This is a genomic window from Bradyrhizobium sp. 186, assembly GCF_023101685.1.
Taxonomy (GTDB): Bacteria; Pseudomonadota; Alphaproteobacteria; order Rhizobiales; family Xanthobacteraceae; genus Bradyrhizobium.
Map to the genome: position 1 here is coordinate 2655389 of NZ_CP082164.1, position 22880 is coordinate 2678268.

A 22880-nucleotide genomic window follows, 5' to 3' on the forward strand; every position below is an offset into this window, starting at 1 on the left:
TCGCCAATTTTTGGTGACGGCCGGAGCCGGTCAGGCGGCGGCGGTTGCGGGCTGACGGTCGGTCGGCTTGGCGATGACCTCGATCCCGTTGTTGAATGTCACACCGAGAACGAGTTTTGGCAACTGGTTGTGGCCATCGAGACGACGCCAATTTTTCTGGGCGCCCTCGACCAGTTTGAAGACCATCGCGAGCGCGGTCTTGTTGGATAGACAGCCCTTCGATCGGATCGTGCGATGACGCACGGTGGCGAAGGTGCTTTCGATGGGGTTGGTCGTGCGCAGGTGTTTCCAATGCTCTGCCGGGAAGTCGTAGAAAGCCAGCAGCGTGTCTCGATCCTTGCGCAGGCAATCGGCGGCCTTCTCGTATTTCAGCGCGTAGCTCTCGATGAAGGCGTCGAACGCCAGCTCGGCTGTGGCCTTGGTTTCGGCCATCCAGATCTCCTGCAACGCGCGTTTGGCTTTCGGCTGCTGGCTCTTCGGCAGCTTGGCAAGTACGTTGGCGGTCTTGTGCACCCAGCAGCGCTGCTCGCGCGTTTTCGGCCAGACCTCACCGGCCGCCTTCCAGAACCCGAGTGCGCCATCGGCGATGACGAGCTGCGGGGGCACGTCGAGCCCGCGCCGCTTCAGGTCGAGCAGCAGATCGCGCCAGTCGTGCGCGCTCTCACGGGCGCCATCGGTGAAGCCGACCAGTTCCTTGCGGCCCTCCGGCGTCGCGCCGATCAGCACGAGGATGCACTGCTTTTCGTCTTCGAGGCGGGCTTCGAGATGGATGCCATCAGCCCAGATGTAGACGTAGCGCTTGGCCGACAGATCGCGCTTCTGCCACGCGCCGTGCTCGTCGAGCCAGCCGTCCTTCAGTCGGCCGATGGCGGATGCCGACAACCCGGCAGCATCCTTGCCAAGCAGCGCCGCCAGCGCTTCGGAGAAGTCGCCAGTCGAAATACCCTTCAGATATAGGATCGGCAACAGCGTTTCGATCGACTTCGAGCGGCGCATGTAGGGCGACAGGATCGACGGCGAGAACCGGATGCGGCCAGGATCGGCAGCGGCCACCTCACGATCGCGTACACGTGGCTGGCGGACGGCGACCGGACCGATGCCGGTCATCACCTCGCGCTCCGGCAGGTGACCGTGGCGGACGACGCGCTGGTGGCCGTCCCGGGTCTTCAAATCGGCATGCTGGCCGAGAAAGTCCGCGACCTCAGCCTCGACCGCTTTGGCGAGAAGGGCACGTGCCCCGTTGCGCAAGACTTCTGTGAGTTGATCGTCGAAGATTCCTGGCTGAATCAGTTGGATGACGTTATCGTTGGACACGGCATATCGCTCCTTCGGTGGAGAAGTGGAGGCGTCAAGCACCCCCACGATATGCCGCCTTCCCGATTCCCGCCGTCACCAACTTTCGGCGACAGCTCCCCAGAGCCTTTTAAGCAGCGCTACGTCTTTCGCACCCCAGTCCATGGCAGATATTATAGCGCTGACTGCCAGACACCGGCTAGTCTAGTCTTCGTCCGGCTCGCGTACGACTGCCGGTTCGTCGGCGTCATCCTCCTCTTCGTCGTCCTCTTCGTCCTCCTCGTCTTCATCTGGATCTCGGGGCGGCATCACGGCGCCCATAAGCACAAGCGACGTCCAGTCGATCGCTGTGATGAAAAATGTTTCGGAGGTGTGTTGCTTCATGTTGTTGGTACTCCTCGAAAAGCATGCGCAGTCGAATATTCCTGACGGACGACATCCGGATGTCCAGAGCGCGATCGCTCCAAAGTGACGGCGATCAGATCGACAGCAGCGGCAAGGGGCGGCACCCCACACAACCGGCGGCGTTTACGAATACTTTGTGCCCAAGGACGCATCACGTTCTATGTTCACCAAAACTTCGCCGGCAGTGATTTCGGGATCTCCAAGATCGAGGTCATGCAGACTTGCTTGAACAAACTCCAGTATCTTGGCGTTCGCTGCATTGGCGCTTTCGCGGTCCTCGAATATCATCACAGCGACACCAACGCCGTTGCCCCCATCCAGCACATAGTAAGATCTGAATCCGCGCGATTGACTTAGGATCTGACCGATGCCGCTCTTGGCGCGGCGGGCAGCGTCCGCAACCGAACGAACTTTGGTGTACTTGCGAATGACCATGTACATGAGGCCACCACGCGTCACAGTTCCCGCCCCCACGCATCAAAGCATATCGGGTCCCAGTTGGACTAGGGCCTACTTCCGAGATGGGTCAAAAACGCCGGTTGGCGGGCCGCGCGACACGCCTTGCTCCAATGAGCCATCCTCGCCCCGCAAGCGGGGCGAGGTGCTGAGGCTCAGGAGCCCTCGAACTTGAACGATACGTTGAGCTTGACGCGATAGGCCTCTACTTTTCCCTTGGCATCCAGTTGCATATCGAGTTTGACGACCTCCGCAATGCGAAGATCCCGGAGAGATTGTGCAGCTTGCTCGACCGCATTGGCGGCCGCCTTTTCCCATGAGTCGTTGCTGGTACCGATCAGTTCAATGACCTTGTAGACGCTATCAGGCATGTCGTCCTCCTGTTCGGTATGAAGCAGGAAGCAGGTGCTCCCTGCCGTCGTGAAATCTAGCATCAGGATATCGGCGCTGACACGACGCGATTGTCTCGGGGACATCGCCCGGAGCCGAAAAGGGGCAAACTGCATTCGGCGGGGATGGCGGCTTTTGGTCCCTTAGCAGACGTACCTTCCGTCTTCGTCAATGTCCGATTTCGGTGGGTGGCCTCAACCGATCGACGCAACACTTTATCTTAAAAGGGAAAGATGGAGTGTGACGATGGATCAAGGCTTTCGTCGAAGGTTTACGGCGGCCGAGAAGACGGAGTTATGGGACCGATGGCAGCGCGGGGAGTCGCTCAAGGCGATCGGGCGGGCGTTTGGTAAGCCTTCATCGTCGATATATTTCCAGGTGTCGCCATACGGTGGAATTCGTCCAGCTCCTCGACGTCGCTCGCGATTGGCGCTGACGCTCTCGGAACGCGAGGAGATATCGCGAGGCATTGCGCTACATCGATCGGCCCGCTCGATGGCTGGGTTGCTGGGCCGCTCGCCTTCGACGGTGAGCCGGGAAATCAACCGGAATGGCGGCTATGATGGCTACCGAGCGGCTTTGGCGGATGACAAGGCCTGGGCCCGAACCCGTCGCCCGAAACGCTGCAAGCTGGCGACCAATGCCTGGTTGCGACAGGCGGTGGCCAGCAAGCTGAGATTAAATTGGGCGCCCGAGCAGATAGCCGGCTGGCTTAATTAAAAGAGCCCATCCTGAAGACGAGCGTTATCACGTGTCCCACGAGACGATCTATCGCAGTCTATTTGTTCAAGCCCGCGGGGTGCTTAAGAAAGAGCTGCTTTGCCATCTTCGGTCGAAGCGCACGATCCGTCGATCGAAACAGGCGGGTCTCATCAGCGATGGACGGGGGCAAATCAAGGATCTCGTCTCGATCCGTCAGCGACCGGCAACGGTTGAAGATCGGGCGGTGCCTGGCCATTGGGAGGGCGATCTCCTGTCCGGGTCGAAGAACAGCTATATCGCGACCCTGGTCGAGCGTCATACCCGTTACGTGATGCTGGCAAAGGTGGCCAACAAGGACACCCAGACGGTCGTATCCGCACTCATCAAGCAGGCAAAGAAGCTACCGAGTGAACTGTATAAATCGCTGACCTGGGATCGGGGCAAGGAACTCACGGATCATCGACGATTTACGCTGACGACCAGCATCGATGTTTACTTCTGCGATCCGCAAAGCCCGTGACCTTGCCCCCAAGTTTTATCCAGTTCTGAGTTCGCTCTTGCCGTTGGATTTGCCCGGTTGGGCGGTGGCAGCGACGGGAGCTGGCGCGGAGCCTTCGGCATAGCGCAGCGCCAGATCCCGGCGCGGATAGCAGGTCATGGCAAAACTCGGACGGAGTTCTCCACCCGAGCTGCGAGTGTGGTCGTGTGTGGTTGTAGTCGGCCCGCCAACACCCGAGGAGCGACGCGAGCCTGGGCCAGTGACGTGAACAGCGTCTCGTTCAACAATTCGTCTCGCAGCCGGCCGTTGAAGCTTTCAATGAAGGCGTTCTGCGTAGGCTTGCCCGGCGCAATGTAATGCCATTCGATACGGCTGTGATCCGCCCATGCAAGAATGGCGTTGCTGGTGAGTTCGCTGCCGTTGTCGCTGACCACCATCCCGGGCTTGCCGCGCTCAATCATCAGCCGGTCCAGTTCTCGCGCCACGCGGATGCCGGAGAGCGAGGTGTCGGCCACCAGCGCCAGGCACTCGCGGGTACAATCGTCGACGACAGTCAAGATGCGGAAGCGGCGGCCGCAGGTCAGTTGGTCCGACACAAAGTCCAGCGACCACCGGTCGTTCGGCGTCATCGGAACCAGCATCGGCGCCCTGGTCCCGATCGCCCGCTTGCGGCCACCACGGCGGCGCACCGTCAGCTTTTCTTCCCGATAGAGCCGGAACAGCTTTTTGTGGTTGATCAGATACCCCTCCCGCCTGAGCAGAATATGCAGCCGCCGATAGCCGAAGCGGCGGCGCTCCTGGGCGATCGCCCTCATGCGCTGGCGAAGGCTGGCATCGTCAGCCCGGGTCGTCCGATATCTCATGGTCATGCGGCAGCAGCCGATGGCTTTACACGCCCGCCGTTCGCTCATCCCGAATGCCTCTCGCAGATGGACGACAGCTTTCCGCTTCCCCGCGGGCGTCACCACTTCTTTCCCAAGAGGTCCTTCAACGCCGCATTGTCCAGCATGGCGTCGGCCAGGAGCCGCTTCAGCTTCGCGTTCTCGTCCTCCAGCGTCCTCAGCCGCTTGGCCTCCGAGACGTCCATCCCGCCAAACTTGGCCTTCCATTTGTAGACGCTGGCGTCGCTGACGCCGTGCTTGCGGCACAGATCGGCCACCGAAACCCCGGCCTCGTGCTCCTTCAAGATCCCGATGATCTGCTCTTCCGTAAAACGACTGCGCTTCATGCTCTGGTCCTCGTCTTGGGCCAGAGCGAACTTCAAACTGGATTAAGCCCGGGGGGCAAGGTCACCCGTGGCAGCGGGGGTCGAATGAGAACACCAACGGCCTGCTCCGACAATACTTCCCGAAGGGCACCGATTTGTCGGTGCACTCGCAAGCCCATCTGAACAAAGTGGCTCGCCAGCTCAACGAGCGACCACGTGAGACCTTGCATTTTGAAACACCGGCAGAGAGATTTAACGCCTGTGTTGCGTCGACCGGTTGAGCCGGCAGTCTTAAGCCGACATTATCGCCGATTCAAAGAATGGAATCTGCTGCCTCACTGATTAGGGTTGGTCGAAATGGACCAGTTAGCCGACTGATCAGGTTTCGAGCAAAATGGAGCCAGTTGGCCGACTGATAAGGAAATTCTACAAAGCTTGATCAGTCCGACAAAAAACCTATCAGTGAGGCTCAGCACCTCGGCCTTGGCGCGATTTTGTCGGGGTCAAAGCGAGCTTGGTCTTCAGAGGCAGAGAGGGCCGGCCTATTCCAGACCTCGGTGGGCCTTGCCCCGTCGGCAAACGTTCGCGCGCCTTCTTTTCGGTTTCGAGACGCCTGAAAGTTTCAGATATCCCGCCTGTCTACATTATGCTATCTGCCGTGCATGTAATGCATTACAGATCGGGGGTTTTCGATGACATCGATGGACCGCAAGGTGGCCGTCATAACCGGTTCGGCATCGGGGATCGGAAAGGCCTGTCTTGAACGGCTGCTATCGCAAGGAGTGGAAGTTTTCGCGCTTGACCGCGACGAAGTGGCGTTGGCACGTTTGAAGGCGGCAAGCGAAGGCAAGCCGCTTCATACTGTTGTCGTGGATATCGGGAGCGAGGAAAGCGTTCGTTCGTCGATCGAGCAGATCAGCAAGGTCACATCGCGAATTGACTATCTGATTAATTCGGCCGGAATAGATCATCTCGACCGGATTGCGGAATGTAGTTTTTCCGACTGGCGAAGGATCCTGTCGGTGAATCTCGACGGCACGTTCCTGATGTGCCAAGCGGTCGTCCGCAAGATGATCGCGCAACGAAGCGGTCGCATCGTCAACGTCGCGTCCTGGCTGGCGAAGGCCGGAATGGCCGGGCACGGGCCTTACGCGGCTTCGAAATTCGGGATCGTGGGTCTAACCCAAAGCCTGGCGAAGGAGGTTGCCGATCTCGGGATCACCGTGAATTCGGTTTGTCCCGGTCCGGTCGAGCATACGCAAATGAGAGCAGAGGCGGATACGCAATCGCTGGCGCGAGGGCTTTCAACCGCCAAGGACCGCCTGCATTTGATTCCGATGGGCCGTATGGCCGTGCCGGACGATGTCGCCGGCGTCATCCTGTTCCTGTTGTCGGATGATGCGGCCTACATGACCGGACAGGCGATAAACGTGACCGGTGGTCTTTGGATGAACTGACGATCATAGACGGCGCTACCGCGACGGCGCGCGGGGCGGTGCTGTCGTGCTGCGGATCACGAGGCCGGTTTCGAAAACGGTTCTGGACGGCAGCTCCGTGCCTAGGCAAAGACCGACGATGCATTCGGCTGCCGTAATGCCCATCTCCTTTGAGGGCACTTCCACCGTGCTCAGTGGCGGATCGAGATGCTCCGCAATTTCCAAATCGTCGAACCCCATGATGGACAGATCACTTGGGACGCTGATCGATCGGGACTTGCATTCCTGCAAGGCGCCGATGGCGAGCATGTCGCTGCCGCACACGAGCGCCGTGGGTCCGAGCGCACGATCAAGCATGCTGCGCAGCGCGGACCTGCCGCCCGCAATGGTGTAGGGCGCCTCCTCGACCCAACCTTCCGTCTCAAGTCCATTTCTCTGCATGATGGCTTCATAGCCCCGACGCCGCGCCAGGGCGCGGTCGTTACGTCGCGTTGTAATGCCCGAAAGCATAGCTATTCGGTGATGCCCGAGTGCAATCAGGTGATCCACAGCACTCTCGATCGCTTTGACGTTATCGAACCCGACATTGTTGGTGTTATCGGTTGGATCGACGACATAGGTATTGACGGTGGGAACGCGCGAGGCCGCCAGAAAATTCGACAGACGCTTGTCGCGGACCTTTCCAACCAGCACCAAACCCTGCGCGCCCTGACGGATGAGCCGAATGGCCTGCTCCGCCTCGACATCGAGGTCGTATTCGCTGGTGGCGAGCAGAGCGAAAAATCCATGCTTGGCCAGAGCTTCCTGAAGCCTCCCGTAGAACTCCGCATATAGCGCGTAGCTGAGAGTAGGGACGACCACACCGATCAAGCGCGTCTGGTTTTGCCGCAAGGCGCGCGCGGAATCGTTCGGAATGAAGCCGAGCTTTTCAATCGCGGCCTCTACCCGCTCTCTCACTTCCGGCCGGACGAGGCTGGGCGTGTTCAGCGTTCGCGAAACCGTCGCGGTCGAAACTTCGGCCAGCCGCGCGACATCGCTGGTCGTGGCGCTGTTCAAGCTGCCCGGCAATTTAACGGCCCGCCGCCGCCTTTTTTCAACCAACCGTTCCCTCATCGGACGAATCTCGAAGCCAATTAAAGACGTTTATCACAAAGCTTGACGGGATCTCCAAATAATGTAATCCATTACATCATAAGATTGAAAAACATTGAAAAACGGAGGGATGCGCTATGGACAGGCGAGGCTTTCTGAAGACGGCGGGTCTGCTTGGCTTGGGAGGGCTCGGGGCGTTGAGCGTGCCGCGAACGGCCGCCGCTGCCTCCAGCAAAATCTGGTTCAACACCCTTTTTCATGGCGGTGATGCCGATGCCATGGAGACGATCGTCAAGAGCATACGAGACAGCAATCCCGATCTTACGATCGACCTGACCCAAGGCGGCTGGACCGAATATTACGCCCAACTTTACAATTCTGTCGTCGCGGGCGAGGCGCCTCAACTCGGCATCGTCGACGACTTTCGCTACGAGTCGGTCGCCAAGGTCCTTTACGACCTGACGGACACTCCTGGCGGCAATCTGGTCGATCAAATCGGCAAGCCGGACGACTTCGCGCAGTGGAATATTTCGCTGGTAGGCGGAAAACCGCTCGGACTGCCGCTCGATCAAAACGGTTTCGGCATCTACTACAACAAGGAAATTTTCAAGAAAGCCGGGCTCGATCCCGAGCATGCTCCGCAAACGCGTGAGGAATTCGAGGCAGCCTGCGAGGCAATCAAGAAGAGCGGCAAAATCGCCTATCATCCGGCCTTGAGCGGCGAGACGCGCTTCATTCGCCGAGCCTGGCTTGCGCTGCTATGGAGCGCAAACGGCACCTACATCGATAATGGGAAGGCCACCTTCAACACCGACAAAGGGCGCGAAGCACTGCAATATCTTGTCGACGTGGTTGGCAAGCGTGGCTGGAACAAGCCGGGCACCAACGGCATCAACCAGTTCCTCGCGGGCGAGCTAGGGATGCTGCAAAATGGCACCTGGTTCTATCTGACGCTCGAAAAGTCGAAAGTCAACTATGGCTGCTTCATGCCGCCCAGGTTCTTCGAAAAGCAGGTCTCTTGGGGCGGCTATCACCTCATCGTGCTGCCGAAGCAGCCCGAAGGAAAAGAGACCGCCTCGAAACTTCAGGCGAGCGCCAAATTCCTCAAAGCCTTTCTGCCCTTCTACTCTACTTGGGGCCAGCTCGGTGGCGCGGTGCCGCTACTCAACGCTGCGATTGCCGACCCGAAGCTTCATGAGAGCAAGGTGTGGGCCAAGCAGCTCAAGACGTTCTCTGATGCAGCCGCCAGGGGGATCATCCAGGCCGAACCGCGTCATCCGAAAATCACAGATGTCGATCTGGCCGTCGAGCCGTTCACGCAACAGGCTTTTAATGGCACGATGAGCGTCAAGGATGCCTTGGATAAAGCCGAAGTCGAAGTGAACAAGGTCTTGGCCGCCTCCTGAAAACAGAGGGCGCCGAGCCCGGCGTCGAGCGATGCGAAATTCAACAAATGATGCCGACAGGCGGGATCTGGTTGCCGGCATCCTTTTCCTTCTGCCCTATCTTGCGCTGTGGGTGACGTTTGCCGTCCTGCCCGTGGGCTACGGCTTCTACATCAGCTTGCATAAATGGGATCCGCTTGGCAGTTCTCGTTTCATCGGTTTTGGCAATTACGTTGAGCTGTTTGGCAATGGACGATTCCTGAACGCCCTGAAGAACACGTTCGTCTATGCGGCCTGGGCGATCCCGCTGACTCTGATTTTGGGAATGGCGTTCGCGCTGTTCCTCAAGCACGTCAAATTTCGCGGCGCCGGCTTTGTCGAAGGTTCGCTGTTCTTTCCATATCTGCTGAACGTTTCCGTCGTCGGCATCGTCTGGAATTTTCTGCTCGATCCGAATGTCGGGATCATCCCGTACTTCATCCGTGCGATCGGACTGACTTCGCCCGAATTCCTCAACAATCCCTACCTCGTGATTCCCACCATCGCTTTTGTCTCTTCATGGTGGCTCTCGGGATATCGCATGATCATCTTCCGGGCAGGGCTAAACGCCATTCCAGAGGAGCTTTACGAGAGTTCGACACTGGACGGCGCAACGCCCTGGCAACAGTTCCATCTCATCACGCTTCCTCTGATGAAGCCTTCCATCCTGTTCGCGGGCATTCTTACCCTGGTCTCGGGGCTTTGCATGCTGGGCCAGGTGCTCGTGATGACGAACGGCGGTCCCGGAACGTCGTCGGAAGTCCTGGCGCTCTACATGTACCGAACGGCATTTGAGTCGTTCAATTTCGGTCAGGCAGCGGCCGTAGGCTTTATCCTGTTCGCCATTGTGTTCTCGATCAGCATGACGATGATCCGCTGGCTCGGGCTGCGGTCGGAGCTCAACTGATGATGAAAGCGTATCCTATTTCTGCCCTGAAATGCACCGCCTATTATGCGCTGGCGGTTGTCTGGATCATCCCGATCATTTGGATGGCGATTACTTCGGTAAAACCGACATCCGAGGTCATGAGCTTCACCCCGAACTGGGTGCCGTCGCAGATCACGTTCGAACATTTCTGGGCCCTCCTGGACCGGCGCCCGTTCTTTCTCTGGCTCGCGAACTCGCTGCAGGTCGCCTTGCTGGCGACCGTCATCACCATCGTGGTGACGACATTCGCCGCCTATTCGCTGGCCAGATTAAAGTGGGTTGGACGCGATGTGGTGTTTGCGATCCTGCTCTGCGCTATGTTCATTCCGTGGGAAATCAATTCCATTCCGCTGTTCTTCCTGGTCAAGGACATGGGGATTCTCAACACGTTCCTGGCCGTGGCACTGCCGTTGTCGGCGCTGCCGGTGAGCTTGTTCCTGCTTCGTCAGTTCTTCATCAATATTCCGACCGATCTCGAAGAGGCCGCCAAGATCGACGGTTGCGGTCATTTGCGAATTCTCTGGCACATCATCATTCCCGTCTCGCTGCCTGCCTATGGCGCGCTCGCGATCTTCATCTTCATTTTTTCCTGGAATGAATTTTTTTGGTCGCTTGTCGCGCTGCAGCGCTCGGGCGTGCGCACGCTGCCGATCGGGCTAAAGACGCTCGTTGCGGCGTCCGACATTCAATACGACCTGTTGATGGCTGGATCTTTCTTGGCGACCATTCCGGCCCTCATCGTCTTTCTCATCCTGAAACGACAGGTTATTGCCGGAATTTCGATGGCCGGCGTCAGACGCTAGAACCGAGAAGGAGAAACTCATGTCTCGCACTTCGAAATTCATCGCCACGGGCGTCATCCCCGCATGCCTGACACCATTCAAGGAGGATCTCTCGATCGATGAGGCAGCGTTTCGCGGCCATCTGAAGGATATCGCCTCCGTCGCGGGAATCAGCGCAGTCTGCGCTAACGGTCACGCCGGCGAGGTGTCGTCGCTGACTTTCGACGAGCAGCGCCGAGTGGCCGCAGTCACAAAGGAAGTTCTTGGTGATCGCGTCCCCACGGTGATCGGCGTTTTTACGAATTCGAGCATGCAGGCCGCAAGGCTGGCGCGCATGGCCCAGGACGAAGGCGCCGACGCGCTGTTGGTGTTCCCGCCCGATATTCTTGGCCTCGAAGGTCACATGCGGCCTGCGAGCATCATCGAGCACTTCAAGTATATCTGCGCTGCGAGCGACCTGCCCATTATCGCGTTTCAATATCCGTTCCTGTCGCGCCTGAGCTATCCGCTCGAGACGTTGCTCGAACTGTGCCACCGCTATCCGCAAATCCGCGCGATCAAGGACCAGTACGGCGACGGCAAAGTGCACGAGCGTCACATCCGCGAGTTGGCGGTTCTGGACAAGCCGGTGAATGTTCTGACCACCCACAGTACCTGGCTTTTGGGATCGCTTGCGTTGGGCTGCCAGGGCATTCTCTCCGGTGCCGGCAGCGTCATCGCCAATCTGCAGGTCGCGCTGTTTCAAGCGGTCCAAGCTGGCAATATGGACAAGGCGCGCGAAGTCAACGATCGGATTTTCCCGACCGTCAGAGCCTTCTACGACTCGCCACTGTTCGACCAGCACAATCGTATGAAGGAAGCGCTGGTCATGCTCGGCCGCCTCGAGCGGGCCGTGGTTCGCCCGCCGCTGGTCAAGCTCACCCAAGAAGAGATCGAGAAAATCAGGCACTTCATCGATCTGGCCGGTCTCCGTGCCGAAAACGCCTACGCCAAGGTTGCGTGATGGCGGATATCAGTGCCGAGGCCGAGAAGTTCTACGTCAAGCTCGGGGATTTTGCCGAGTTCAGCAAGACCATCAGCGAATCCGACATCTATTTGTATGCGGGTTTGACGGGGGACTTTTCGCCCAACCACATCAACGAGGCCGAGATGCGCAAGACCGCCTATGGGAAGCGCATGGCGCATGGCGCGATGCTGATCGGCTTCATGTCGACGACGTCGACGATGGTCGCCGAACGGGCGGCACGGGACAGTATTTCCGAAAGCCCGGTATCGCTTGGCTACGACCGGGTCCGGTTCATTGCGCCTGTATTCATCGGCGACACCATCACCGTCAGGTATGAGGTCGCCAGCATCGATCTCGGGAAGCGCAGGGCGGTCTCCGATGTCACGATCACCAATGACGATGGCAAGGTCGTCGCTGTGGGTCAGCACATTCTGAAATGGGTACCGCGTGGCTGAAGCAGATCGCGGGCGTCATTCGGCCATCGGCCGGATGACGATGGAAGGGAATATCGCAAAATGACTCCGATGCTTGATGGAATAAAGATCGTCGCCTTTCACCACTTCCTTATGGGCCCGCTGGGCGGGCAATTCCTGGCCGACCTCGGCGCCGATGTGGTGGCGGTCGAACAGACGGATGGCGCTTTCCAACGGCATTGGAGCGGAGGCGAGAGTTTCGTCGAAGGTGAGTCGATGCTGTTTGCCTGCGCCAACCGCAACAAGCGAAACATCGCGCTCAATCTGCGATCCGACGAAGGCCGCGAGATCGCCCATCGGCTGGTCGCGCAATCGCATGTCGTGATCGAGAACTTCCGGCCCGGCGTGATGGACCGTTTGGGTCTCGGATTTGAAGACGCTAAGAAGCTGCGCCCGGACATTATCTATGCGTCGGCGACGGGTTATGGCGTCGATGGACCTTACAAGGAACGTGCCGGGCAGGACCTGTTGCTGCAAGCGATTTCCGGATTGGCAGCGGTCACCGGAAAAGGTGAGGGTGATGCGCGCGCCGTCGGCTGTTCAGCTGTAGACCATCACGGCGCAGCATTGCTGGCCAATGGCATTTTGGCCGCACTTGTTCGGCATGGGCGCACCGGCCAGGGATGCCGGGTCGAGGCGACCTTGCTTGGCGCGGCGATCGACATTCAGACCGAAGCCATCGTCGCATATTTGAATAGCCAACACCCGCCGAAATCGATCCGGCAGGAGGAATATGTATCGGGCTGGCTGATGCAGGCACCTTATGGGATCTACCCGACCGCCGACGGGCATATCGCCCTCTCGAGGGTGACGTTGGTCGGGCTGGCCGAAGTGCTGGAATGCCCGGAACTCGCGGAGATCGGCGAGCATGAGCTGTTTTCGCGCAAGGGCGAGATCTCGCGGCTAGTAGCAAAACACACGATCAGGTTCAGCGTGGCTGAACTCGAGGCGCGGCTCACAAGTCGTGATTTCTGGTTCGCCGCCATCAACGACTACGGACAAATGGCGTGCGACCCCCAGGTCGTGGCGGCCGGCCACATCACGACCATTCCGTCAGCCGCGAGCGGCCGACCGATCAAGCTGACGGCTCACCCGATCAAATATGACGGCGAACGGCCCGGCGTACGACTGGCGCCGCAACCGCTGGGCGCGCAGAGTCAGGAAATCCTGCACGAACTTGGATATAGCCCCCAGCAAACCCGGGCGCTGGTGGAGAGCAAAACGGTTGGAATTGGCACACCGCTGAATGATGCGGCTGAGTGAGGAAGAAGCTTCTTGCGAACGTGCTGACTGGCTCGATGTACAGAAATCGTGGCCTCCCCTCAAACCGCGTCAGTTGAGCGCGGTTAGAGGGCGCACGATCGTCATGAAGGTGCTGCACGCGGCTTCACGGTCGCAGCAAGTTTGGCTTCGAAATGAGATAAGGCCAGCGACGAGTTGCGGCAGGCCCTTTCACTGGCTTTGGCGGTATTCGTTACGCTCAAATCGTCCGACTGCATGATGTGACTTTCGAACAATTCGACAAGTTCGAAACCGCGCTGGTCGACTGCTAGACCTATAGTCTAGTCGAAATTGCGGTTGACGCAGAAAAGCGTGAGGCTTTTCTCGTCCTCAGCAAGTACGGCGGCGCTGACGATGTCGGGAAACCGTCCACCATCAATGTGTTGTCGGCTTTCACTCCGGTACGGCGCGCGGAACATCGGCGACATCGTCAAGGTCAGGCGCCTGGCCGTATCCCATGCGTTTAATCTGCTCATGTACCCGCGCCATTTCAGCGTCGCTGAGGCGCGGCGGCTCGCCGATAGCCAACGCATGGACATACATCTTCGCCAGCGTCTCCACTTCCACGGCGAGCCAAAGGGCCTTTTCAAACGTCTGGGCCGTCACGATCAAGCCGTGGTGGCCAAGCAGGCAGGCGTTGCGATCTTCGAGTGCCTTGAGGGCGTAGTTTGATAGCGCCTGCGTGCCGAAACAAGCATAGGGCGCACAACGGACATCGTTGCCACCCGCAACTGCGACCATATAGTGAAAGCACGGAATGCCACGCTCGTGAACGGCGAGAGTTGTGCTGAAGGTGGAATGCGTATGGAGCACGACGTTGACGTCTTCGCGTGCTCGCAGAATATCGCGGTGAAAGCGCCATTCGGATGAAGGCCGATGGTTGCCCTGGTAGTTCGCGGCAAAATCCATCGCAACAATGTCCTCTGGCCGCATCCGATCATAGGGCAGGCTGGTAGGCGTGATCAGCATGCCGTTTGGAAGCCGGTGCGAAAGATTGCCGGATGTGCCCTGATTGAGACCGTTTCGATTCATCTCCCTGCAGGTATCGAGAATGCCTTGGCGGAGATCGGCATGATTGTGGTCTGTCATGAAGCGGGCTCCGAGAAAGCGATCCAGGACTGGTAGGCGGCGAAAACGTCGCGCGGTTCGAACCCATCGTTGCTGAGTGACGTGACGGCTTCAAGTACCACGCTCGAAACCGGCAGCGTACGCGAGAAGCGCCGCCACAGCAGCGCGGCGCCCAGCGCCGTTCCGTCCGGGGACTGACTCACCCAGACGCTCTGCGAGGGTCGCAAGGTCGCAAGGCAGCGGGCGAAGGGCAGGTTTGCGGCAAAGCCACCATCGATGACTATGCGTTTTGAGCTCTCGAGCGTATCAAGACAGCGGTTTGCGCTGAATGCTGCGTAGAGCACAGCCAATGCCTGCCATTCGGCAGGCGTTTCGGGGGGCGGCCCGATGACCCGTCCGCGGCGAGCAGCGCCTGGAAACAATCCATCATCGCCCATGAATGAGGGGACCGCCAGGGTCCCCCTCGACAGCAGGGTTGGTAATGCGGCAAGGACGGCTGCATCAGAAGCACGATTTTCCCCGCGGATCAGGTCGTATTCGCGGCCGGTCGCGATCAATGTCGAGGGCGCATTCTCACCATCGACATCGATATTGAGAACCATCGCGCGCGCGCAATCGAGTTTGTCCAGGGAGAGGCCGCGCTGAAAGCCAATCATCCAAGTACCGGTCGATAGGATCGAGGCATCGGCCATGCCGGCGGCCTTGTAACGAAACAGGTTGGCGTTGGAATCATGCACGCCACAGAGGGTTTCGGTCGAGTGAGCCAAGCCGGTGCGCCTGGCTACGGACTCCGAAACCGTCCCTAGCACCGCACCGGCGGGTACGCATTCGGGCAGCAGATGGCTCCAGCCGCGGTTGCGCATAAGAGAAGAAGGCTGATGCTGGATGAGGTTCCAGATATGGCTCTGAGCCGCGAGCTGCGAGATTTCACTGGCCGCACGTCCGCCAAGCCGCATGGCGAAAAACTGCGCGGTGGTCAGATAGGTTTTTGCGCGGGCGAATTCGACGGGATACGCGCTTTCCTGCCACAGCAGCTGCTTTCCGAGCCGCATCGCGCCTCCGATTCCACAAAACACCTCATCGTAGCCGGGCGCGATCCGGGCATAGGCTTCATCGATTGCCGGCGGAGAGACGGCATCATAGTCCATCATCGGCAGCACTGGCATGTCACCGTCGACGAGAACCGCGCCGCACCCATGCGCAGCCACGATCACGGCGCCAATGGCATGGCGTTGAGACACGACGGCAAGGGTATCGAGAAACCATTCTTCTAACCCGCCAAGATCATAGGCGAGGTACGAACCCTGAGTCATCGACACATTCGGAATCGCATATGTTTCGAGTGGCCAGCCGTCCTCGCTCGCCACTAGCAGTTTGAGATTGGTCTTGCCAATGTCGAGAACCGCGATAGGGGGCGAGACGATCGAGCGCATCATCGCTGGCTACCGCGGCGCTTTGCCGGCAAAATGAGGAACCGCCGCGACGGCAATCAAGATTCCACCCCAGATCGCCAGCGTGAGGAATTGGCTGAGGTTCAGAAGGTTGAATGCCGAGGAGATCACCTGAAGGATGATCAGCGCAAGCAATAGCCCGCCGACTTTGCCGAAGCCACCAAACGGATCGATGCCGCCGAGGACGCCCGCGAGAATGGTGACCAGCAGATAGCTCTCTCCGTATGCCGCGTTGGCCGAATTGAAACGTGCCAACATGACCACCGCAGCCACGCCCGCAAGCAAGCTGGAAAACACATAGAGTTTGAGGAGGACGGCGCGGGTATCGACGCCGGAGTAGCGGGTCGCCTTCTCGTTCGAGCCGATCATGTAAACCTTTGCCCCGAACGGCGTCGCGTTCAGCATGAGCGCGACGGGCAGGGCGCAGAACGCAAGTACGATCAGAGCAAAGGGTACCCCGAAAACCGTTCCATTGCCGATGAATACAATGGGCTCCGGAAATCCGGAGATGACGTTGCCGCGCGACAGGCCGATCGCGATGCCCTTGCAGAGCGTCATCGTGCCGAGCGTGGCCAGGATCGGCGAAACGCCGAGATAGGCAATGACAAAACCATTGAGGAGGCCGACCAATGCGGCCACTGCGAATCCCGCGGCGATCGCCAGCACCTGAATGCCGACCCAGGCAAGGCCCTGACTCCCCGGGATGTAGCGCGTCAGCAGGAAGGCGATGGTCAGTCCGGACAGATTGGCGGTCGCGATGATGGAAAGATTGAGTCCGCCGGATAGCAAGGCCAGCATCATCGCAAGCGAGAGGATGCCGAGTTCTGGCATCTGGAAAGCCATGGATTGCAGCGTACTGACCGAGAAGAACCGGTCGCCGATCGTGACCGCGAACACCACCCAGAGCGCGAGCAACAGCAGGATGAGGGTTGCGACCGTGCCGCTGCCGGCGAGGCCGACCATACGCCGGCGAAGTGAGAGGGCGGGCGCATTGCTCATCGGCGCGCGCTCCGGCTTCGCCGCTCTCGCTGCGACCAGGCGGTCGCTGAGACCGAAATGAGAATAAACAAACCGACGAAAAACGGCGACCAGTATGACGACACGCCCAGCAAAATGATTCCATTTTGGAGCACCGCGAGCAGTGTCAGGCCTAAAAACGTGCCAAGGACGGTGCCGACGCCGCCCATCAGGCTGGCGCCGCCGAGCACGACGGCGGCAACCACATCGAGTTCCTTGCCGACCAGCACCGTCGGGGCAACGGACTGCGCGAGTTGTGCCTGGATCAGGGAGGCGATTCCGGCCATGACACCCATGTAGCAATAGACCAGTATGTTGAGGCCGAAAATGTGGAAGCCGAGCCGCTGCGCGGCATCGGCATTGCCTCCCATGGCATAGATTTGCCGGCCGATATTGGTTCGGTTGAGCAGGAGCCAGGTGACGAGAAACGCCAGCGCGAGCGCGAGGATCTGCAGGTTGACACCATACGAGCTATCCTTGCCCCATTCGAATTCGAACCAGAATATTCCGGTCGCAAACCAGTCGGGCAACGAATAGATGTATTTGCCGCCGGTGAAGAAGATCAGAAGCCCATAGAAAATGTTCAGCGTTGCGACCGAAACGATGATCGATGGTATTCGAAGTTTCTGGATGAAGATCGCGTTGAGGGCACCGAGCGCACCGCCGATCCCAATCGCGATGGCGAAGACGCTCATCCAGTTCGCGCCGTAAGCATTGGCAAGCGAGAGTGTGACATATTGCGCCACCGACGCGGTCGCGGTGAATGAGATGTCGATTCCGCCAGCGATCAGCACGACCAGTAGTCCGAGCGCCAGGATGCCGACGAAGGCGTAGGAGGTCAGCAGATCAAACAGATTCTGCATGGTCAAGAATTGGGCATTCGCGAAGCCCAAGCTAGCGCAGAGCCCGAGGATTACCATCAGCAGCCAGAACTCATGGCTGCGACGAAACCTGCCGAATGATGCAATGTGCGATTCAGGCATTGACGGCCTGCCGAAGCGCATCTTCGGAAGTGGCTGCGGTAGCCACGTCGGTTGTCAAACGCCCTTCCCGCATCACCAGCACGCGATGACTATGATAAAGGACCTCGGGGATTTCGTCTGATATCATCAGCACCGCGACGCCGTCGTGCGCCAACCGCCGGATGATTTCATAAATCCCGTCCTTGGCGCTAATGTCGACGCCCACGGTGGGACTATCGAGGATAAGCACCCGTGGGTTGGTCGCCATCCATTTGGCGAGCACGACCCGCTGCTGATTGCCCCCCGAGAGGGTCTTCACCGCGTTGGCCGGGTTGGAGACCTTGATCCCGAGTTCAGCAACCCACCGAGCAACATGGCTCTGTCGCGCGCGTGCAGCAATCAGGCCGAATGCGCCAGCCAGTTGGTCCAGCACCGTGAGCGTGACGTTCGCCGTGACGGACTGATTCAGGATGAGACCAAGCGTAAGCCTATCCTCGGATACATAGGCGATCCCTCGATGGATCGCCTCTGCATTGGTGCGGAGCGCGATCGACCGCCCGTCAAGCACGATGGTGCCGCGATCGGGCGGCTTCATGCCGAACAGCGACAGCGCGAGTTCGGTTCGACCCGAGCCGAGCAGACCGGTGAGACCCACCACTTCCCCCGCGCGCAACTGCAAGCTTACATCCTCATACTCACCCTCGCGCCCCAGACCCTTAACATCCAGCACGACCGGGCCAGCGGCAAGCTCAGGCGCCTGTACCTGATACTCGAAGGACTTACCGGTCATCAGGTGGCTCAGTTTCCGCCCATCGATTGTGTTTGCGGCAAAGGTACCGACTTTGGCGCCATCTCGCAGTACCGTTACGCGTTCGGCGATTTCAAGTACCTCGTCGAGACGGTGGCTGACAAAAACGACGCAAATGCCAGCACGCTTCAGCTCGCTCACGAGCTCAATTAGGGCGTTCACCTCGTGGCGGGTCAACGATGCCGTCGGCTCATCCATAATCAGGAGTTTGGCATCTGCAGCCAAGGCCCGGCAGATCGCGACCAACTGGCGTCGGGCAATGCTGAGCTCTGAGAGCTTCGCGTCCGGGTCGAATTCAACGCCGATCTTTGCCATTGTGGCCTTTGCGGTGGCGCGCATTGAGGCCCAGTTCACCGAATGGATGCCGCCAAGATGGTGCGCCATCGCTATATTCTCGGCGACGGTGAGGTTGGGGAATAGCGAAAGATCCTGATAGATGACCTGAATGCCGCAATGCGTGGAGTAGACCGGGTTTAGTTTGGGATATTCCTTCCCGGAAATTGCGATCCGGCCGCCAGGCTCTGCTGCCTCGACGCCCGAAATGATCTTGATCAGGGTGGACTTGCCGGAGCCGTTTTCACCGACCAGGCAATGCACCTCGCCGACTTCCAGAGTTAGATCGACGTCACGGAGCGCGTGCACGCCGCCGAAGCGCTTCGATATGCCGGACATCTCCAGGAAAGTCGCCAAAGGTTCGCCTGCAATGGACCGTTCGATCGTGCGATCACTCGAGTGGTAGGCATCCCGGCCGGGAGAGCCGGGATGCAGTGCGATGAGGCGGCTAAACCGGGGTCGGGCTAGAGCCCTCCGGCGATTAGCCCGTCGATCGTTTCCTTGTTGATGCGCATGATCTTGTCCACCTTGATCTGCTTTCCTGCGACGTCGACGGCTGCCTTGCCAAGGCCGGGTACATCGACGCCATCCGTCATTGGCTTGCCATCGAGCACGAGTTTGGCCACCGCGACCATAGCGTAACCCGCATCTGTGGGATTCCACAGGAAACCTTCGCGGATCGTATCATCCGCGATAAGCGACTTCGCCTGGCTCGGCAGCACGGTGCCGACCACGGCGATCTTCTTGCCAAGGCGTTGCTGACGCACAGCATTTCCGGCCCCGATTGGTCCGTTCGAACCGAAGCCGAGAATACCACGCAGGTTCGGATAGGCCTTGATCACGTCGAGCGTCGTGCGTTGGCTGGTGTCGATCTCGTCGGCGCCGGGGAAGCGGTCGGCGACCAGCTTCATTTTCGGAAAATTCTTCTGCTGGTAGGCAATCGCGGCGTCGGCCCATTTGTTGTGAAGCGGCGTCGTAAGAGTCCCGACATAGACAACATAATCACCTTCGCCGCCCATGTCCTTGGCGAGACGTTCCATCTGCACCTCGCCGAAGCGAACGGAGTCGATCAATTCCACATTCCAGTCACGGCCTTCCTGTTCCGGACCCTCATGCGTGATGACCTTGATTCCGGCGGCCTGGGCGCGCTTCAGCACGGGCTCGCAGACTTTTACATCAAGCGGCACCAGGCCGATCACGTTGACCTTCTTGGCAATCAGATCCTCAAGGAGCTTTACTTGCTGTGCCGGATCGACGTTCGCCGGGCCAACCATGGTGGCATTGATGCTGAAATCCTTCGCACCCTTCTGGATTCCCTTTTCAAGTGCGTTGAACCACGGAATTCCCGCGATCTTCACGACCGTGACCATTTCCTTTTGGGCTTGCGCAAAGGCAAAGCCCGGAAAGCCGGCACCGGCCAACGCGGACGTAGCACCGATCAGCTTGAGTGTCTGGCGTCTGTCCATTGTTCCCTCCCAGGAAACTATTTTGGATTCTGCACCCTTGACCAATCGCTGGGTGGGGGCAGTCGATCCTGTTCTTGCTTGGGGCAGAAAGTATTGCCTGTCCAACCGCAGGACCTCGAGGCAGATTAGAGACCGGCGCTCCAGAAGGTGTCAAGCAAGTGACATGTTCGCCAACCACCATCGCAGTGCGATACCTGATCTCGCCTTCGAGCTGCTGAGTGAGGACCTGCGAGCGATCGGCGTTCCTACAGCCATCATGTCTGCGAAGGAACGCCACGCCATCCGCCGGTAGAAAGTAAGTAGTCCCAGCCTCTGGCTTCAAAACTTAGCTTCAGCAAGCGGGCTTCGGTCGGCTTCGCACAGCGATTCACACTTTTCCCTGAGTGTCATTTTTTCCGTCACGCGCGTGGGTGCGACCATGAAAGGCCGGTTATGGCCAGCTTCGCCGTTGCACGATCCCTTGCCGGGCATGAACATCTGACTGTCATTGTTACGTTTTCCGCTTCCCGCAGTTGTCATCGTCCGGCCGTGCGTTCACATCATGTCTCGCGCCCGGGCGCCCGCCCTCGGCTTGTCAGCATCGCAGGTCGTATGCCATCCTAGCCCGGCACGCGCACGGGGAGGTCAATTCCCGGCATGGCTATGCGCCGCGTTAGGGTGGGCACACAAACTTTCAGGGAGAAACGTGGACGCTTCGCCTGGCGGGGCTGGCTTGCGCCGGTTTGCTGCTGTCGTCGGTGAGGGCTCTGGCAGGTCCCAAGGTCGTCTCGGCGCCGACCCGCCTGCTTCAAGCCGTGGTCGTCCGAGACCAAATTCTTTCAGTGGCCCAAGAAGGCAGGCCCCTACAGGATCGCGCTGGTCAACGGTTTCGTCGGCAATCCTGGCGGATCCAGATGGTGAAGACTGCCCTGGCTTTCGCCGACCAGCCGGGTATCAAGGAGTTCAAGGTTGTTTCCATCGGGACCGACGTGGCAGCACAACTCGGCGCGACGGAGGATTTCATCAACCAAGCTTCGACGCAATCGTCACCATAGCGGTCGCGCCCGACGGTTTTGATCGCATCATCCGTCTGGTCGACAAGAACAACGTCGTGGTGGTGCCGCAACGTCCTCGACACCGACAAGGTGATGATGGTAATGAGGACTTAGAAGGAAAAGGGCCGCATGTCGGCCAAATGGCTGATCGACGAGAGCGACAAGAAATCCGGCGACATTCTCGAAGTCCGCGGCTTGCCCACAAACTCTGTCGACCGCGACCGTCATCTCGGTTTTCGCGAGTCGTGGAATCGCCAAGGCAACGGCTTCAAAATCACCAAGATAGTTGGTAGTTCGGACACCGGCGACTCGCAGAAGGTGAATGCGGACGCGCTGGCCGTCCATGGCCATTACGACGGAGTATGCACCCAAGGCGGTTCCGATGGCACCGTGCAGGCGCTGATGGCGGCCAAACATCCCTTTGTGCCGAGGTCGGGCGAGGGCGAAAATGAGTAGCGCGAGCAGATCGCCGATCACGCCAAGGACAGACTGAAGGGCATGTCCTACGGCCAGTCGCCGGCGCTGGTGGCGATCGCTACCAAGGCGGAGATCTCGGCACTGTCGGGCAACGTCATGCCACAGCTGATCTCGATCCCGATACCAGTAGCGACGTACAAGGATCTCAAGCCGGGCACGAATTGTGGCCTGAGCTCAATGCCAACTTTTTTGCGCCGAACCAGTTCACACCGTGCGGTGTGAACTTCACTGCTCCGGAGATCTTGTCGCAGAGAACACCCAATGACGGCTTCAGCCCGGCATTCGCCGGGCCATCGTTGCGTGAAGGCCCGGCCATGCCGGCTGCCGACCCGACGCAATACGCCTTTCTAAAGCTTGCCGGCATCTCCAAGTGCTACGCCGATGTTCGCGCGCTGGAAAGCGTCGTCCTCGCCTGCGAGGCGCGGCAAGATCCACGCAGTGCTGGGCGAGAACGGCGCCGGCAAGTCGACCCTGATGAAGATCATTGCCGGTGTGGTGAAGCCCGACAGCGGCCGTATACACCTCGCGGGAAGCGAGGCAGCTTCGCCCACGCCGTCGGCGGCGAATTCGGCCGGTGTCGTCTGCATCTTCCAGAATTTAAGTGAAACGAACTGCCTTGCGCGGCGTCGTATAGGCGGAGACCACGCATGATGACCGACAGCCGCCCCTCGCGATCGGTAGTAACTGTTCGGGTTGAAGCTAGGCGATCAGGCGTGCAAAGCGCGCATCGTGCGTGACTTAGGGGAGCATCGTTCCTCCTTGTTGCCGCAGGTCGTGGGGCGCCCGACTGCCGGTTTCTGCTATCCTTGACGGCCCGATGGTATGAGCGGAACAGCCTTGCAAGGGGCGCGCATTCTTCGCGCCACGCTTGCCCCGCATCGATCGGCAGA

Annotated in this window: 23 protein-coding genes and 4 pseudogenes; 14 read left to right on the forward strand and 13 right to left on the reverse strand. The window is 59.3% G+C overall.

The annotated features are described in order from the left end of the window. Positions 1-30: 30 nt before the first annotated feature. The 4 genes from IVB18_RS12395 to IVB18_RS12410 all read right to left on the reverse strand — a co-directional run bounded on the left by IVB18_RS12395 (position 31) and on the right by IVB18_RS12410 (position 2525). A complete protein-coding gene (locus IVB18_RS12395; protein ID WP_247989419.1) occupies positions 31-1314 on the reverse strand; it encodes an IS256 family transposase in 1284 nt (427 codons plus the stop codon). Between the two features lie 183 nt (positions 1315-1497). Continuing rightward, complete coding sequence (locus IVB18_RS12400; protein ID WP_247989420.1) at positions 1498-1677, reverse strand: hypothetical protein; 180 nt, start codon at positions 1675-1677, stop codon at positions 1498-1500. A gap of 144 nt (positions 1678-1821) precedes the next feature. Then, positions 1822-2139, reverse strand: coding sequence for a hypothetical protein (locus tag IVB18_RS12405; RefSeq protein WP_247989421.1), 318 nt, complete (start codon positions 2137-2139; stop codon positions 1822-1824). A 170-nt stretch (positions 2140-2309) separates the two neighbouring features. Then, entirely contained in the window at positions 2310-2525 is a 216-nt protein-coding gene (locus IVB18_RS12410; RefSeq protein ID WP_247989422.1) for a dodecin family protein, read from the reverse strand. A gap of 265 nt (positions 2526-2790) precedes the next feature. On the opposite strand from IVB18_RS12410, the pseudogene IVB18_RS12415 reads away from it, so the two are divergent. Next, positions 2791-3760: pseudogene (locus IVB18_RS12415) on the forward strand (IS30 family transposase); the annotation flags it as partial. A gap of 21 nt (positions 3761-3781) precedes the next feature. On the opposite strand, the gene IVB18_RS51580 reads toward IVB18_RS12415, so the two are convergent. Together IVB18_RS51580 and IVB18_RS12420 are read right to left on the reverse strand one after the other, a co-directional pair. Beyond that, on the reverse strand, positions 3782-3904 hold the full coding sequence (locus IVB18_RS51580) for a hypothetical protein (protein WP_256476723.1): 123 nt from the start codon (positions 3902-3904) through the stop codon (positions 3782-3784). Between the two features lie 14 nt (positions 3905-3918). Next, positions 3919-4973, reverse strand: a pseudogene (locus IVB18_RS12420) (IS3 family transposase); the annotation flags it as partial. A gap of 65 nt (positions 4974-5038) precedes the next feature. Between IVB18_RS12420 and IVB18_RS12425 the strand changes: the two are divergent. Next, a pseudogene (locus IVB18_RS12425) lies at positions 5039-5233 on the forward strand (IS30 family transposase); the annotation flags it as partial. A 420-nt stretch (positions 5234-5653) separates the two neighbouring features. Further along, a complete protein-coding gene (locus IVB18_RS12430) occupies positions 5654-6409 on the forward strand; it encodes an SDR family NAD(P)-dependent oxidoreductase (RefSeq protein ID WP_247989423.1) in 756 nt (251 codons plus the stop codon). A gap of 15 nt (positions 6410-6424) precedes the next feature. Here IVB18_RS12430 and IVB18_RS12435 read toward each other — a convergent pair whose 3' ends face one another. Beyond that, positions 6425-7249 carry a substrate-binding domain-containing protein gene (locus tag IVB18_RS12435; RefSeq protein ID WP_247991618.1) on the reverse strand — a complete coding sequence of 275 codons (825 nt, stop codon included), beginning with the start codon at positions 7247-7249 and terminating at the stop codon, positions 6425-6427. 118 nt (positions 7250-7367) lie between these two features. Between IVB18_RS12435 and IVB18_RS12440 the strand changes: the two genes are divergently transcribed. From IVB18_RS12440 to IVB18_RS12470, 7 genes are all read left to right on the forward strand, one after another. Continuing rightward, positions 7368-7547 carry a hypothetical protein gene (locus IVB18_RS12440; protein ID WP_247989424.1) on the forward strand — a complete coding sequence of 60 codons (180 nt, stop codon included), beginning with the start codon at positions 7368-7370 and terminating at the stop codon, positions 7545-7547. Positions 7548-7617: 70 nt separating this feature from the next. Continuing rightward, on the forward strand, positions 7618-8886 hold the full coding sequence (locus tag IVB18_RS12445; RefSeq protein WP_247989425.1) for an extracellular solute-binding protein: 1269 nt from the start codon (positions 7618-7620) through the stop codon (positions 8884-8886). A 31-nt stretch (positions 8887-8917) separates the two neighbouring features. Next, the gene (locus IVB18_RS12450; RefSeq protein ID WP_247989426.1) at positions 8918-9811 is read left to right on the forward strand and encodes a sugar ABC transporter permease; all 894 of its coding nucleotides are present in this window, start codon (positions 8918-8920) and stop codon (positions 9809-9811) included. Positions 9812-9813: 2 nt separating this feature from the next. Continuing rightward, entirely contained in the window at positions 9814-10635 is an 822-nt protein-coding gene (locus tag IVB18_RS12455) for a carbohydrate ABC transporter permease (protein ID WP_247989427.1), read from the forward strand. Between the two features lie 19 nt (positions 10636-10654). After that, a complete protein-coding gene (locus IVB18_RS12460; RefSeq protein WP_247989428.1) occupies positions 10655-11617 on the forward strand; it encodes a dihydrodipicolinate synthase family protein in 963 nt (320 codons plus the stop codon). Next, positions 11617-12075 carry a MaoC/PaaZ C-terminal domain-containing protein gene (locus IVB18_RS12465; protein ID WP_247989429.1) on the forward strand — a complete coding sequence of 153 codons (459 nt, stop codon included), beginning with the start codon at positions 11617-11619 and terminating at the stop codon, positions 12073-12075. Before IVB18_RS12460 ends, IVB18_RS12465 begins: the two co-directional genes overlap by 1 nt. 60 nt (positions 12076-12135) lie before the next feature. Then, the gene (locus IVB18_RS12470) at positions 12136-13356 is read left to right on the forward strand and encodes a CoA transferase (protein ID WP_247989430.1); all 1221 of its coding nucleotides are present in this window, start codon (positions 12136-12138) and stop codon (positions 13354-13356) included. A gap of 411 nt (positions 13357-13767) precedes the next feature. Here IVB18_RS12470 and IVB18_RS12475 read toward each other — a convergent pair whose 3' ends face one another. The 6 genes from IVB18_RS12475 to IVB18_RS12500 form a co-directional block, all read right to left on the reverse strand. Next, positions 13768-14463: a class II aldolase/adducin family protein gene (locus tag IVB18_RS12475; protein WP_247989431.1), complete on the reverse strand. Its 696-nt coding sequence runs from the start codon at positions 14461-14463 to the stop codon at positions 13768-13770. After that, complete coding sequence (locus IVB18_RS12480; protein ID WP_247989432.1) at positions 14460-15878, reverse strand: FGGY-family carbohydrate kinase; 1419 nt, start codon at positions 15876-15878, stop codon at positions 14460-14462. Before IVB18_RS12480 ends, IVB18_RS12475 begins: the two co-directional genes overlap by 4 nt. Positions 15879-15884: 6 nt before the next feature. Beyond that, the gene (locus IVB18_RS12485) at positions 15885-16892 is read right to left on the reverse strand and encodes an ABC transporter permease (RefSeq protein WP_247989433.1); all 1008 of its coding nucleotides are present in this window, start codon (positions 16890-16892) and stop codon (positions 15885-15887) included. Next, positions 16889-17893: an ABC transporter permease gene (locus IVB18_RS12490; protein ID WP_247989434.1), complete on the reverse strand. Its 1005-nt coding sequence runs from the start codon at positions 17891-17893 to the stop codon at positions 16889-16891. Before IVB18_RS12490 ends, IVB18_RS12485 begins: the two co-directional genes overlap by 4 nt. After that, complete coding sequence (locus IVB18_RS12495; RefSeq protein WP_247989435.1) at positions 17886-19370, reverse strand: sugar ABC transporter ATP-binding protein; 1485 nt, start codon at positions 19368-19370, stop codon at positions 17886-17888. The genes IVB18_RS12490 and IVB18_RS12495 overlap by 8 nt, the downstream gene beginning before the upstream one ends. 107 nt (positions 19371-19477) lie before the next feature. Then, positions 19478-20479: an autoinducer 2 ABC transporter substrate-binding protein gene (locus tag IVB18_RS12500; RefSeq protein WP_247991619.1), complete on the reverse strand. Its 1002-nt coding sequence runs from the start codon at positions 20477-20479 to the stop codon at positions 19478-19480. A gap of 893 nt (positions 20480-21372) precedes the next feature. On the opposite strand from IVB18_RS12500, the gene IVB18_RS12505 reads away from it, so the two are divergent. The 4 genes and pseudogenes from IVB18_RS12505 to IVB18_RS51825 all read left to right on the forward strand — a co-directional run. Further along, complete coding sequence (locus IVB18_RS12505) at positions 21373-21513, forward strand: hypothetical protein (protein ID WP_247989436.1); 141 nt, start codon at positions 21373-21375, stop codon at positions 21511-21513. 129 nt (positions 21514-21642) lie between these two features. Beyond that, positions 21643-21969: a hypothetical protein gene (locus tag IVB18_RS12510; RefSeq protein WP_247989437.1), complete on the forward strand. Its 327-nt coding sequence runs from the start codon at positions 21643-21645 to the stop codon at positions 21967-21969. A 42-nt stretch (positions 21970-22011) separates the two neighbouring features. Further along, complete coding sequence (locus tag IVB18_RS12515) at positions 22012-22212, forward strand: hypothetical protein (protein WP_247989438.1); 201 nt, start codon at positions 22012-22014, stop codon at positions 22210-22212. Between the two features lie 92 nt (positions 22213-22304). Next, positions 22305-22593, forward strand: a pseudogene (locus IVB18_RS51825) (ATP-binding cassette domain-containing protein); the annotation flags it as partial. Between the last annotated feature and the right edge of the window lie 287 nt (positions 22594-22880).